Annotated in this window: 16 protein-coding genes; 13 read left to right on the forward strand and 3 right to left on the reverse strand. The window is 33.7% G+C overall.

Translation table 11 applies throughout. From position 1 onward, the window contains the following. Nucleotides 1-7: 7 nt before the first annotated feature. The 4 genes from BD847_RS03445 (at nt 8) to BD847_RS03460 (ending at nt 3,970) form a co-directional block, all read left to right on the forward strand. The gene (locus BD847_RS03445; RefSeq protein ID WP_115886866.1) at nt 8-877 is read left to right on the forward strand and encodes a helix-turn-helix domain-containing protein; all 870 of its coding nucleotides are present in this window, start codon (nt 8-10) and stop codon (nt 875-877) included. Between the two features lie 396 nt (nt 878-1,273). Beyond that, nucleotides 1,274-1,678: a cupin domain-containing protein gene (locus tag BD847_RS03450; protein ID WP_115886868.1), complete on the forward strand. Its 405-nt coding sequence runs from the start codon at nt 1,274-1,276 to the stop codon at nt 1,676-1,678. A 127-nt stretch (nt 1,679-1,805) separates the two neighbouring features. Further along, the gene (locus BD847_RS03455; protein ID WP_115887333.1) at nt 1,806-2,858 is read left to right on the forward strand and encodes an NAD(P)-dependent alcohol dehydrogenase; all 1,053 of its coding nucleotides are present in this window, start codon (nt 1,806-1,808) and stop codon (nt 2,856-2,858) included. Nucleotides 2,859-2,989: 131 nt separating this feature from the next. Continuing rightward, the gene (locus BD847_RS03460; protein WP_115886870.1) at nt 2,990-3,970 is read left to right on the forward strand and encodes an aldo/keto reductase; all 981 of its coding nucleotides are present in this window, start codon (nt 2,990-2,992) and stop codon (nt 3,968-3,970) included. Nucleotides 3,971-4,192: 222 nt separating this feature from the next. Here BD847_RS03460 and BD847_RS03465 read toward each other — a convergent pair whose 3' ends face one another. Then, nucleotides 4,193-4,780 carry a DUF4142 domain-containing protein gene (locus BD847_RS03465; RefSeq protein ID WP_115886871.1) on the reverse strand — a complete coding sequence of 196 codons (588 nt, stop codon included), beginning with the start codon at nt 4,778-4,780 and terminating at the stop codon, nt 4,193-4,195. A 211-nt stretch (nt 4,781-4,991) separates the two neighbouring features. Here BD847_RS03465 and BD847_RS03470 point away from each other — a divergent pair, with 211 nt between their 5' ends. The 6 genes from BD847_RS03470 (at nt 4,992) to BD847_RS03495 (ending at nt 8,522) form a co-directional block, all read left to right on the forward strand. Further along, entirely contained in the window at nt 4,992-5,267 is a 276-nt protein-coding gene (locus BD847_RS03470) for a cbb3-type cytochrome c oxidase subunit 3 (protein WP_115886873.1), read from the forward strand. Between the two features lie 50 nt (nt 5,268-5,317). Beyond that, complete coding sequence (locus BD847_RS03475; protein WP_115886875.1) at nt 5,318-5,977, forward strand: hypothetical protein; 660 nt, start codon at nt 5,318-5,320, stop codon at nt 5,975-5,977. A 204-nt stretch (nt 5,978-6,181) separates the two neighbouring features. Then, on the forward strand, nt 6,182-6,421 hold the full coding sequence (locus BD847_RS03480; RefSeq protein ID WP_115886876.1) for a DUF7218 family protein: 240 nt from the start codon (nt 6,182-6,184) through the stop codon (nt 6,419-6,421). An 11-nt stretch (nt 6,422-6,432) separates the two neighbouring features. Continuing rightward, nucleotides 6,433-7,518 (forward strand): DNA topoisomerase IB, encoded by a 1,086-nt coding sequence (locus BD847_RS03485; RefSeq protein WP_115886878.1) that lies wholly within the window; start codon nt 6,433-6,435, stop codon nt 7,516-7,518. 109 nt (nt 7,519-7,627) lie between these two features. Beyond that, nucleotides 7,628-7,789, forward strand: coding sequence for a DUF1328 domain-containing protein (locus tag BD847_RS03490; protein ID WP_115886879.1), 162 nt, complete (start codon nt 7,628-7,630; stop codon nt 7,787-7,789). A gap of 85 nt (nt 7,790-7,874) precedes the next feature. Further along, nucleotides 7,875-8,522, forward strand: a complete 648-nt coding sequence (locus BD847_RS03495; protein WP_115886881.1) for a DUF5661 family protein — start codon at nt 7,875-7,877, stop codon at nt 8,520-8,522. 68 nt (nt 8,523-8,590) lie between these two features. Here BD847_RS03495 and BD847_RS20785 read toward each other — a convergent pair whose 3' ends face one another. Next, on the reverse strand, nt 8,591-9,130 hold the full coding sequence (locus tag BD847_RS20785; protein WP_167443813.1) for a hypothetical protein: 540 nt from the start codon (nt 9,128-9,130) through the stop codon (nt 8,591-8,593). A 189-nt stretch (nt 9,131-9,319) separates the two neighbouring features. Between BD847_RS20785 and BD847_RS03505 the strand changes: the two genes are divergently transcribed. The 3 genes from BD847_RS03505 to BD847_RS03515 all read left to right on the forward strand — a co-directional run bounded on the left by BD847_RS03505 (nt 9,320) and on the right by BD847_RS03515 (nt 11,398). Beyond that, nucleotides 9,320-9,889: a YciE/YciF ferroxidase family protein gene (locus BD847_RS03505; protein ID WP_115886883.1), complete on the forward strand. Its 570-nt coding sequence runs from the start codon at nt 9,320-9,322 to the stop codon at nt 9,887-9,889. A 67-nt stretch (nt 9,890-9,956) separates the two neighbouring features. Then, nucleotides 9,957-10,688 carry a DNA-formamidopyrimidine glycosylase family protein gene (locus BD847_RS03510; RefSeq protein WP_115886884.1) on the forward strand — a complete coding sequence of 244 codons (732 nt, stop codon included), beginning with the start codon at nt 9,957-9,959 and terminating at the stop codon, nt 10,686-10,688. Continuing rightward, a complete protein-coding gene (locus BD847_RS03515) occupies nt 10,685-11,398 on the forward strand; it encodes a DUF72 domain-containing protein (protein ID WP_115886885.1) in 714 nt (237 codons plus the stop codon). The genes BD847_RS03510 and BD847_RS03515 overlap by 4 nt, the downstream gene beginning before the upstream one ends. A gap of 93 nt (nt 11,399-11,491) precedes the next feature. On the opposite strand, the gene BD847_RS03520 is transcribed toward BD847_RS03515, so the two are convergent. After that, nucleotides 11,492-11,995 (reverse strand): pyridoxamine 5'-phosphate oxidase family protein, encoded by a 504-nt coding sequence (locus BD847_RS03520; RefSeq protein ID WP_115886886.1) that lies wholly within the window; start codon nt 11,993-11,995, stop codon nt 11,492-11,494. Nucleotides 11,996-12,145 lie beyond the last annotated feature (150 nt).

Below are 12,145 nucleotides of genomic sequence, written 5' to 3' on the forward strand. Positions count from 1 at the left end.
TTGCAAAATGAATAATCAGACAGAAACTCAGAATTGCGATTTTACTTCAGATTTAAAGCTGAAAGGTTTTAAAGTATATCAAATAAACGGAGATCAAAGTAAAATTCCCGTTTACAGCCGTAGGGATTTTTATAAAATCTGTATCAATACCAGTAAAAGTATCATACAATACGCTGACCGCGGAATAGAAACCGACGGAACAATTCTGTTTTTCGGCAATCCGATTATTCCATACTCGTGGGAAACCATTTCTGGTGAATACGAAGGTTATGCCTGTGTTTTTACAGAAGAATTTCTAAAAGCAAAAGACCGCTCAGAAACACTTCATGAATCGCCTTTATTTAAAATAGGAGGAACGCCAATTTTTTCTTTAAACGCTGAACAAAAGCTGTTTATAGATTCTTTGTTTCAAAAAATGATCAAAGAATACGAAACAGATTATGTTTTTAAAGACGATTTAATGCGCAGTTATGTCAATTTGATTATTCATGAATCAATGAAAATGCAGCCTTCGGAAAATTTCTTTAAACATAAAAATGCCTCTGCACGAATTACTTCTTTGTTTTTAGAATTATTAGAAAGACAATTTCCGATAGAAACTAAAAACGAACCTTTAGCATTAAAAACACCGCAAGATTACGCGCAAAGCCTTGCTGTGCATGTAAACCACTTAAATCGTTCGGTAAAAGAAGTTACAGGAAAACCAACAACAGCGCATATTACGGAAAGAATTATCAATGAGGCAAAAGCTTTGTTGCATCATACTGATTGGAGTATTTCGGATATTGGTTATTCACTTGGATTTGAATATCCGAGTTATTTTAATAATTATTTTAAAAGACTTACTGGGACAGTTCCAAAATCTCTTCGCATGTAAATTGTTTCAATTTCATAATTTTTTGTTTGAATATTGTTATTTTTCAGAAGCATTGTTGCTCTAATTTTGCCTCTGAAATTACAGTATTAATCATTTATCAGTTTTTAATAAACTAAATAACACTTCATAAAGCGCCTTCTAGCTTTCTCAAAATTTAGTTTCCTGATTCTGATAATTCCAAAACACGAAAATTATGAAAGCACCAGTTAATTTAAATAATCAATCAATTTTCTACTAAAGAAAATTTAACGCCTTCAAATTATTTTACAGGGAATCCTGAAGGTAAATCTATTTTTATTTTTTATTAGTTTCTAATCAGAAAAAGGTTAGTAAATTGTTAATAATCAATAATGTAGTAATTTTAAATACAATCAAACTCAAAAAATAAGTAAATTTATGTCAACAAATTATTCAACAGTTATTGAAGAAGGAAAAGTCCCGAATACATTTATGACAGGCGACGTTTCTTATAAAAAACAAACCAGCAATATTCATCCTGAAAACACTGTAATAAAAGAAGTTACGTTTGAAGCTTGCGCTAGAAGCAACTGGCACATTAATGCAGGGCTGCAAATGCTTATTGCAAAAGAAGGAGCAGGATATTATCAGGAAAGAGGAAGTGCTGTGAGAAGACTTCAAAAAGATGAAGTGGTTACTATTTTGCCTGGAGTAGAGCATTGGTACGGAGCAACTCCTTTTGACAAGTTCTCTTACGTTGCGATTATCACAGAAGTCGACAAAGGCCACGGAATCTGGCTTGACAAAGTAACCGATGGAGAGTATTTTCTTTTAAGTTACTAAGATTCTAAGTTTCTAAGATGCTGAGATTCTAAGTTTTTTAACCTGAAACCTGAAACTTGAAACTTGAAACTTGAAACAAAAAACAAAAAACAAAAAACAAAAAACTAAAAAACAACAATATAAAACTATGGAAACAAAAGACATCAAAGCCTTTGGTACAGAAGCTGCCGAAGCACCGTTGAAAGCATTAGATATTAAAAGAAGAGCTGTACAGGCGCACGATGTAGAAATCGAAATTTTGTATTGCGGAATTTGCCATTCTGATTTGCATTCTGCACGAAATGAGTGGCACGGAACCATGTATCCAATTGTTCCCGGACATGAAATTGTAGGGCGCGTAACCAAAGTTGGAGATCATGTAAAAAACTTTAAAGTAGGACAATTAGCCGGTGTAGGTTGTATGGTTGATTCTTGCAGAGAATGTGATCATTGTAAAAGTGATTTAGAGCAATATTGTGACGAAGGAAGTATATTGACATTCAATTCGCCTGACAAACATTTGGGAGGACATACTTTTGGTGGCTATTCGCAAAGCATTGTAGTCGACGAAAATTATGTATTGCATATTTCAGATAAACTGGATCTTGCTGGAGTTGCACCTTTGCTTTGTGCAGGAATAACAACGTATTCTCCTTTAAGACACTGGAAAGTTGGTCCTGGACAAAAAGTTGGAATTGTTGGAATTGGTGGTTTAGGACATATGGGAATCAAATTAGCAAAAGCTATGGGTGCTCATGTGGTAGTTTTTACAACATCGGTATCAAAATTTGATGCAGCCAAAGAACTTGGAGCAGACGAAGTAGTTTTGTCTACAGATTCGGAACAAATGGCTAAGCATGCCAAAAGTCTAAACTTTATTTTAGACTGCGTTTCGGCAGAACATAACATTGATTCGTATTTAAATTTACTAAAAGTTGACGGAACATTAACGCTTGTTGGTGCACCAATGGAACCGCTTCCTGTAACATCTTTCAGTCTTTTATTAGGAAGAAGAAGTTTCGCCGGATCTGCCATCGGAGGAATTGCAGAAACTCAGGAAATGCTTGATTTCTGTGCAGAACATAATATTACTGCAGATATCGAATTAATTGGAGTAAACGAAGTAAACGACGCCTACGAAAGATTACTAAAAGGAGATATTAAATACCGTTTTGTGATTGATATGGCTTCTTTAAAATAAGTTGCTAAGTTTCTAAGATTCTAAGTTTCTAAGATACTAAGACGTTAAGAAAACTTAGTGTCTTAGTATCTTACAAGCTTAAAAAAAAACTTAGAATCTTAGAATCTCAGCATCTCAGAAACTTTAAAAAAATGACACGTAAACTAGGAAATAGTGGTCTTGAAGTCTCAGCATTGGGACTTGGCTGCATGGGAATGAGTTTTGGATACGGTCCTGCTCATGACAAAAACGAAATGATAAGTCTTTTGCGTTCCGCTTATGAAAAAGGGATAACTTTTCTTGATACTGCCGAATGTTATGGACCATTTTTGAACGAAGAATTGTTGGGAGAAGCTCTTGCGCCTTTTCGCGATAAAGTGGTAATTGCAACAAAATTTGGCTTTTTAGAAGGTGATTCTAAAAAGGGATTGGACAGCCGTCCGGAATGGATTCGTAAAAGTATTGAAGGCTCATTAAAAAGACTGAATACAGATGTGATTGATCTCTATTATCAGCATCGCGTAGACCCAAATGTCCCTATAGAGGATGTTGCTGGAACTATAAAAGATTTGATTCAGGAAGGAAAAGTGAAACATTTTGGGCTTTCAGAAGCTGGAGTAGAAAGTATTCGTCGTGCGCATGCTGTTCAGCCTGTGACGGCATTGCAAAGCGAATATTCACTATGGTGGAGAACTCCTGAAGAAGAGATTTTTCCAACTTTAGAAGAACTGGGAATTGGATTTGTGCCTTTCAGTCCGCTTGGAAGAGGTTTTCTTACTGCAAAAATCGATGAAAACACACAATTTGACAGCACCGATTTTAGAAATTCATTGCCACGTTTTGCTCCAGAAGCCAGAAAAGCAAATCAGGCTTTTATTGAATTATTAGGAAAAATGGCTGCCGACAGAGGCGCTACAAATGCCCAAATTGCATTAGCATGGAACATAGCCCAAAAACCATGGATTGTACCAATTCCGGGAACAACGAAACTACATCGCTTGGAAGAAAATCTTGGCGCATTAGACTTAAAATTTTCTGCGCAAGATTTAGCTGAAATCGATGAAGCCGCTTCAAAAATAACCATCGAAGGGGCAAGATATCCGGAACATCTGCAAAAGATAGCTGGTAAATAGAAAAGATTCTGAGACACTAAGTTTCTGAGTTACTAAGAAAAAAAACTTAGAAACTTAGTATCTCAGCATCTTAGCAACTTAAAAAAGAAAACCCCTCAAGCAATTCAACTCTTGAGGGGTTTTTGGCAAAGATTTGGGGTTCTTAGATGCTTAATAGCTCAGTATCTTAGAATCTCAGAATCTTAGCGTCTTAAAAATAAATAATAACCAATTAAATTTATTTTACTTTTTGTCCAGATTTTGTTTCAATAATTTGGCGTGTTCCAAATGCGCTGTTAAACCTGCAATATTGTTTGAGGCCCAAGTTTTTACATCTTGATCTACGGCATCTTTAGTCGCATCTTGAAGTTTTTTAATCGCTTTTTCGTGTCCGTCGATCATCATATCGGCGAATTTTTTATCGAAATCAAGGCCTGTTTTTTCATTTAGTTTATTGTATTCTTCCTGACCTTCTTCTGTTAAAGAAGTTGGTAAAGTAAAGTTTTTAGCTTTCGCTAAAGCGCTAACCTCTGAAGCCGATTTGGTATGCTCATCAACAAGCATTTTACCAAATTTTTTCACTTCCGGATTGGTGCTTTTTTGTTGTGCCAGTTTTCCAATTTCGATTTCAGCCAAATTAATTTCAGCCTGATCCACTAAAAATTCAGAATCATCTTCTTTACTGTCAATTGAATCGAATTTTGCTTCGTTGGCATCTTCAGCAACTTCTTTTGGATCTTCTTGTTTTGTTTCGTTTTTACAAGATTGAAGGAACAAAATAATAAGTCCCGCTCCCAAAATTGCTTTACTGGCTAATAGTATCTTTTTCATGATTTTAATTGTTTGAATGTTATGATGTAAAATTATTCAGGAAGTAGGAGGAATGTATTACAGGATTTTTGGAGATTGTTATATGATTTGGATGAAAATAAACGATTAATGTGGTTTTACGTAAAACAATTTCATAATAAATTGCCATATTTGTTTCGGCTACAGCCAAATTGATAGTTGTTTTTAATCGTATTTAACTTAGTAGCATTGTATGAAAATCTTCAGAAAAATCTCAGGATGCATCTTGATTGTCCTTGCGTCAATATTTTCGTTCTCAACCGTTCTAGCGCTTGCTAAAGCAATTTTGGTTGATTGCGTAAGGGAGATAAATAATAATACAGCACAAGGTATTGGTTATTTGTTTGGAACCTTGATTATGGGGACTTTATTTGTTTTATTAATTATATACATGTTTAAGTCAGGATTTCGTTTGGTTAGAACTAAACCAGTAGTTCAAGATTCAATTGATGATATTGGGGTTTTGTAATAATTTGCATAAGATAACTTTAATTAAAAGAATAAACATTTATAAAAATTATGACTGAAAAATTTACCTTAACAGGTGGTGCAAGAATTGGAAGGGCAAATGCAACTTATCCTTTTGCTGATTTATATGTTGATAAAGATGTTTTAAAAATAAACGCCTCAATTGTAGGGAATTTAGTTTTTCAGCCAAAAGATATAATCGAATTAAAAGAGTATAAATCGATTCCGTTAATTGGCAATGGGGTAAAAGTAATACACCGAATTGAAAACTATAGTAAAGAAGTTGTATTCTGGACATTTAAGGATCCGAGATTTGTACTCAACGAAATCAAAAAAACTGGTTTTTTAAATAATGTAAATAGTAATTTAAGTGATGCTGATTTAGAGATTATGAAAAGACAAAATCAAGGTGGTTTTCCAATAAAAAAGCCTGTTGTTGTAGTTTCTGTGATTGTTTGGAATTTACTCCTTTTATCGGCATTTATTCCTGCTTTTTTAAATCCGGATCCTAAAGGTTTTCATTTCGGAATCGGAGTCAATATTGCACTTGCTTTACTTTTCCTGACTTCAGTTTTAATACTAGTTTCAAAGAGTTTTAGAAAATTAATTTTAAAGGAAGGAGTAGAATTCCAAGATATAAAGAAGTTTATATATTTTATTATTTTACTTAGTGGAATGCTGTTTCTATCATTTGGATTAGCTCGTTTCTAATAATATCGATTTAAAATTATACCATCCCAATTCCAAAAGAATTGGGATTTTTTTTGTTTAAGACTTTCCGACTTTCGGCTTTATGACTTTCGACTTAATTATGAAAGTTAAACCCAAAATTATATAACAGAAAAATCTGTCTTTTCGATGAACTTTGAATTACCATACAACATAAATCATTAATCTAATATTATATTAAATGTCATGCCCAATCCAAGAATTAAAAACGAAAAGCAGTATCAGGCTCTTGTTGAGAAAGGATACAGCAAAGAGAAATCGGCACGAATTGCCAACACACCAGATGCAGGAGAAAAAGGGGGGAAAGCTCGCCCTTATGAAGAATGGACAAAAGAAGATCTACTGAAACAAGCCGTAAAAGTAGGGATTAAAGGGCGTTCATATATGAACAAAAAAGCCTTGATAAATTCTTTAAGAAACAATTAAAATCTAAAGAAATGCCAGTAAAAGTCGCTCAGCAAAAGATAATGAATCAATTAATTAAGTCACCGCATTTGGTACTTGATAAATTGGATTTGGTTTATGTCAGCAATCAAAAATTGCCAATTGAAAGATGCGAAAGCGAAGATGGTTTTATTTATAAAAAAAACGGACGCTGCATTAAACAAAAAAGCGAATTAAAACGCTTCAGCAGTTTGGTTTTGCCGCCGGCTTGGGAAAACGTCAGGATTTCAGATTTGGCAAACGGACATTTGCAGGCCGTTGGCTTAGATGTAAAAAACAGAAAGCAATATCGTTATCATCCAAAATGGAATCAAATCCGTAATCAGACTAAATTTTATAAAATCGCCGAATTTGGACAAAAACTGCCTTCAATAAGGAAAATGGTCGATCAGGATTTAGAAGAGAAGGAATGGTCTAAAAACAAGGTTATAGCGCTTGTTATTCGGTTAATGGAAGAAACGCACATCCGAATTGGAAATGAAAAGTATGCTAAAGACAATAAATCCTACGGACTTTCGACTTTGCGTAAACGCCATATTAACATCAATAGAAATTCGCTTCGGTTTGAATTTGTTGGAAAAAAAGGAAAACAACACACCATTACAACCCGAAACAAGCAATTAATAAAATTAGTCAGCCGATGCGAAGAAATTCCGGGTTGGGAAGTTTTTAAATATTACGATAATAATGGCGAAAAAAAAGTTCTGGACAGTCATATGGTCAACGAATATCTGCATGAACTTTCAGGAGAGCATTTTAGCGCCAAAGACTTTAGAACCTGGGCGGCTTCAATCGTATTTTTTGAAAATCTGATGGAAATAGGAACTACAACCGATGAAAAAGAGATCAAAAAGAATATCTTAACAGCATACGACGCCACGGCCGAAGCACTTGGAAACACAAGAAACGTCTGCAAGAATTATTACGTTCATCCTTTGCTGGTTTCGACTTACGAAGATGGCTCGATTCAGCATTATTTTGATAAAGTCAAAAAAAGCAGAAGTACCAAAAAGTACTTTTCGAGATCAGAAAGTGCTTTTGCGGAATTGATAGAAAATTACACTGTAAATTTATTGTAATTAGTTAATTTATAGAGTTATAAATAGAATATTTAGAGTTAATACATCTCGTTAAAAAGTGTGAAATTTGAGTAACAAACAAATCATTATTAATTAAAAATCACTTATTATGTTACGTTGGACAGTCATATTTATTATTTTGGCAATAGTTGCCGGAATATTTGGTTTTGGTGGAATTGCCGCTGGAGCCGCTAGTATAGCAAAAGTTTTATTTTTTATCTTCTTAGTGTTATTTGTTATTTCGCTTATCAGCGGAAGAAGAAGCGTGTAATACTGGAAATCAGTAAAATAAGAACGGATTAAAACGACACATCTATTTCGGTACATGTGTCGTTTACTTTTAAAAATATTTTATCATGGGAACAAAAAGCGGTGCTTATCAGGATGTTTACATCAAAAGAGAAAACGAAATGGTAAGTTTGAAGAATGATGTGACAGATTTTTGCGAAAAATATATCAAACCTGTCCATCCTAAAAATTGGGATTGGAGTGTTCGTGACTTCGAAAATCCTAAAAATGATCCAACAATAGCCGAAGCAAGAGCAGTTGCTAATGTGGTTTATAAAGATTTAATGGATAGTAAACAGACTGAAGTCGATCTTTCGACAATGAATAATGTTGAAGCAATTAAAGCGTATTTAAACCCAAAAAGCAAACACGCGGAATTTAATATGGAAGAGTTTGCTTTTGCGTTAAAAGTCGAACTGGAACACGGAAAAATTAAAGATGTGAATGTCACTAATAATCATCCGTTTTTAACGGCAATGATTGCACTTGCGCATATGACGGAAAGTTTGACTTATTATAAACGATTGAAAGTCATGGAAGCAGAAGGGGAAATTTATGAGATTATGCGTAAAATCGAAAGCTCAGATAAAGGAAAAGAAGAATGGTATAAAGAATTGGGAAAAGCTGAAATTGAATTAAGCGAAGCCCGAACTGGTTTAGTAGAACGATTGCAAAAGATGGATGACATTCCAACTTTGGAAAAAATTGGCGATTAGGATTTATGATCTAAAAGCAAAAACCGTTAAGAATTAGCTCTTAACGGTTTTTTTTTTTTTCTCTCAAATTAAAATTTTCTAGGATCTTCTTTAGGATAATTTTCATCGTCTTCTTCCTGGACGTCATCTTCAATGTAATCGTTATTTTCATCATCTTCATCATCATCGTCGTCGATATCGTCTAATGCATCTTCAGTTTCAGTGAAATCATTTTCAAAAGTATCCTCAGGATTGTTGAATTCGTCATTTTCCTCTTCAAGATCTTCTTCAAGATCTTCTTCAAGATCTTCTTCTACATATTCATCTTCGTCTTCAAGTTCAATTTCGTAGTTATCATCATTATCGTCGTCCAAATCATTTTCATTGTGGAAATCGTCGTTTAAATCATCCAGATCGTCTTCGTAACCAATTGCTCCTTCATCAGGATTTGGTTTATTCGGATTATGCCCGTTTCTTATCGTATAACCGCGATCAGCAATTTCCTGATTGTTATTGTCGGTTTCTTTCATGTCGTTCAATTCGTACAATTCTTCATTCATTACCTTATTTCGGTCTTGCAGGCCTTGATTGCCTCCAAAAGTGCTGTTTTTTTTATCTGTAGTATTCATGATGTTGAATTTTAAAAGTTTTTATAATACAAATCTAGCGTGTAAAGCCACAGAATTGCTTATAGGATTTTATAATGTAATTGTATAATTAACAGATGTTTAGATTAGAATCTTATTTTGAAATAGTATAACAATTTCAGTGCTTAGGATGGTAATTTTAAAAAATATTAATCATATAAAACTCATATCATGAAAAGTACAGATAACAAAGAAAAGACAGCAAAGCCAACAGTGAAAAGAGGCGTTACAAAACCAAAATCAAATGCTGCAGCAGGTTTGACCGAATTGTTTGAAGATAGCCTAAAAGATTTGTATTGGGCAGAAAAAGCACTGACCAAAGCGCTTCCTATTATGGCGAGAAATGCTACTTCGGAAGAATTAATTGATGCAATTAATAATCATTTGGTAGAAACGGAAGAGCATGTTACAAGATTAGAAAAAGTCTTCGATTTGATTGGTAAAAAAGCAATTACAAAAAAATGCGATGCAATGGAAGGACTTATCGAAGAAGGAAAAGGAATTCTGGAAGAAACAGAAATTGGAGTTGTAAGAGATGCCGGAATTATTGCCGCAAGTCAGAAGATTGAGCATTATGAAATTGCAACTTACGGAACTTTAAGACAGTTTGCAGAAACTCTTGGATTAGAAGAAGTTGCTTCTATATTGGAATTAACGCTTGATGAAGAAAAAGGCGCCGATAAATTATTGACAGAAGTTGCTGTAAACGCTATAAATCTTGAAGCTGCAGAAGCAGAGTAAGAAACACAAAAAAACGCAAAGTGCAGTTCTCATAACTGCACTTTTTTTATAATTAAAAACGAAAATTATGCCCGAAGGTCCATCAATATTGATTTTAAAAGAAGAGGTTCAACAGTTTAGCGGTAAAAAAGTAATTAATGTTTCAGGAAATGCCAGTATTAATTTAGAACGTTTAAAAGACAAAAAGATACTTTCTTTCAAAACCTGGGGAAAACATTTTTTAATTTGTTTTGAAGAGTTTACTGTAAAGATTCATATGCTAATGTTTGGAACTTACCGAATTAACGAACAAAAAGAAATTGCACCAAGGTTGCATTTAGAGTTTTCGAACGGAGAAATCAACTTTTATACGTGTTCGGTTAAATTTTTGGAAGGGCCAATTGGTCAATATTATGATTGGAGTGTAGATGTGCTAAATGAAAACTGGAATCCGCGAAAGGCAAAAGAAAGTCTGGATAAATTGCCTAACGAAAAAATATGCGATGCTATTCTGGATCAGAATATATTTTCGGGAGTAGGGAATATTATAAAAAATGAAGTTTTGTATCGTTGCTTTGTTCATCCGGAATCAGAAGTCGGGAAAATTCCATCAGAAAAAATAGACGAGTTAATTGCCGAATGCTCAATTTATAGTTTTGAATTTTTGTATTGGAAAAAGAAATTCGAATTAAAGAAACATTGGCTGGCGTATTCAAAAAAGGAATGCCTCAGATGTAATTTGCCTTTCATCAGAAAGAATACGGGTAAGCTAAATCGTCGCAGTTTTTTCTGTTCTAACTGTCAACAGCTTCATATATGAAAAATAAAATTTTAATAGGATGTTCCAGTTTTAATAATAAGCTTTGGAAGGGGATTTTCTATCCAGACACTTTGTCAGGTAAGGATATGTTTTCGTTTTATTACCAGTACTTTAAGACGTATGAGTTCAACGGAAGCTTTTATAGGTTTCCGACTGTCAAAGTCTTTGAAAATTGGTGCAATAAAACGCCTGAAGATTTTATATTTTCGGTAAAAGCGCCAAAAGAAATCACCCACATTAGCAAATTTTTGAATTGTGAAACACGTATAAATGAATTTTATAAAGTGTGTAAATTGGGTTTTAAAGAAAAATTAGGCTGTGTATTATTTCAGTTCCCACCCAGTTTTTCTTTTTCTGAAGAACGTCTTGAGCTTATAATTCGAAATTTGGATTTAAATTTCAAGAATGTTGTTGAATTCCGACATGAAAGCTGGTGGAATGAAAGAGTTTGGGCAGCGTTTTTAAAAAATAATATTACGTTTTGCAGTGTAAGTCATCCGCAATTGCCACAAACAATATTTAAGGATTTTCCACTTGTTTATATTCGAATGCATGGTATTCCAAAACTATTTTATTCTAGTTATTCATCTAAAGAATTACTTCAGATAAAACACGAAATAGCTTCAAAATCAGGTTTTATCTATTTTAATAATACTGCAAGCGAAGCTGGGATTCTGAATGCGTTGGAGATGAAAAGGATTATTTTATAAATACAAAATCCACAAAGATTTACGTAAAGAATAGAAAAAATCAATCTTTGAAAACGCCTTGTAAATCTTTGCGGATTTTTTTGTTAAATGAATTTATTGCAATTGCAAACTTCCTTCAATTCCGTCATCCATGGTTTTTCCTGTTACCAATGCTGCGGTCATTTTGGCTATTGCAACCATTTTGCCATTTTTATTGTTCCAGTAGTAGCCATCTTCTGGTATAACTTTTATAACGCTTAAATTCGGATCATCGATTCCGCCTGGCATCCAAACTTTCACAATTGGGTCGTATAAATCTTTGATGATTTCTCTTTCGTACACTATTGTTGCAGTTCCGTGTAAGGTCAAAAACTTATCGTGTGGTTCTGAAAAGAAGAGTTCGACTTGCGGATTCAGTGTAATTTCGGCATTTTGGCTACTGTTTCTGTCGGATAAAAACCAAAGCTGACCTAAATCATCTATTTTCTGAACAGACATTGGTCGTGATTGCAGTCGGTCGCTGTTATAAGTACAAAACATGCAGGTTTTTATGTTTTCTGCTAGCTCTTTAATCTTGTTTATAGCTAGTTCTTCGGTTAAGTTTTTATGATCTCCCATGACTTTGTGATTTATTTTGTTGTAATGTATTGATTTAAATATGTTTACAAAATTGGGATTTATAAGACGGAAAAGATTATAGAATTAAATTTTTAAATTATGACATTTCAATTTTTTAGTATTTTGTCAGAATTTTGCCTGTTTTATGAT

The organism is Flavobacterium cutihirudinis, from assembly GCF_003385895.1.
GTDB lineage: Bacteria > Bacteroidota > Bacteroidia > Flavobacteriales > Flavobacteriaceae > Flavobacterium > Flavobacterium cutihirudinis.

Bases quoted from the DNA above. Each gene is read 5' to 3' on its own strand.
- BD847_RS03475 (WP_115886875.1), top strand. From the start codon at position 5,318: ATGACTGAAAAATTTACCTTAACAGGTGGTGCAAGAATTGGAAGGGCA.
- BD847_RS03520 (WP_115886886.1), bottom strand. From the start codon at position 11,995: ATGGGAGATCATAAAAACTTAACCGAAGAACTAGCTATAAACAAGATT.
- BD847_RS03480 (WP_115886876.1), top strand. From the start codon at position 6,182: ATGCCCAATCCAAGAATTAAAAACGAAAAGCAGTATCAGGCTCTTGTT.
- BD847_RS03455 (WP_115887333.1), top strand. From the start codon at position 1,806: ATGGAAACAAAAGACATCAAAGCCTTTGGTACAGAAGCTGCCGAAGCA.
- BD847_RS20785 (WP_167443813.1), bottom strand. From the start codon at position 9,130: ATGAATACTACAGATAAAAAAAACAGCACTTTTGGAGGCAATCAAGGC.
- BD847_RS03470 (WP_115886873.1), top strand. From the start codon at position 4,992: ATGAAAATCTTCAGAAAAATCTCAGGATGCATCTTGATTGTCCTTGCG.
- BD847_RS03490 (WP_115886879.1), top strand. From the start codon at position 7,628: ATGTTACGTTGGACAGTCATATTTATTATTTTGGCAATAGTTGCCGGA.
- BD847_RS03450 (WP_115886868.1), top strand. From the start codon at position 1,274: ATGTCAACAAATTATTCAACAGTTATTGAAGAAGGAAAAGTCCCGAAT.
- BD847_RS03505 (WP_115886883.1), top strand. From the start codon at position 9,320: ATGAAAAGTACAGATAACAAAGAAAAGACAGCAAAGCCAACAGTGAAA.
- BD847_RS03465 (WP_115886871.1), bottom strand. From the start codon at position 4,780: ATGAAAAAGATACTATTAGCCAGTAAAGCAATTTTGGGAGCGGGACTT.
- BD847_RS03495 (WP_115886881.1), top strand. From the start codon at position 7,875: ATGGGAACAAAAAGCGGTGCTTATCAGGATGTTTACATCAAAAGAGAA.
- BD847_RS03445 (WP_115886866.1), top strand. From the start codon at position 8: ATGAATAATCAGACAGAAACTCAGAATTGCGATTTTACTTCAGATTTA.
- BD847_RS03485 (WP_115886878.1), top strand. From the start codon at position 6,433: ATGCCAGTAAAAGTCGCTCAGCAAAAGATAATGAATCAATTAATTAAG.
- BD847_RS03510 (WP_115886884.1), top strand. From the start codon at position 9,957: ATGCCCGAAGGTCCATCAATATTGATTTTAAAAGAAGAGGTTCAACAG.
- BD847_RS03515 (WP_115886885.1), top strand. From the start codon at position 10,685: ATGAAAAATAAAATTTTAATAGGATGTTCCAGTTTTAATAATAAGCTT.
- BD847_RS03460 (WP_115886870.1), top strand. From the start codon at position 2,990: ATGACACGTAAACTAGGAAATAGTGGTCTTGAAGTCTCAGCATTGGGA.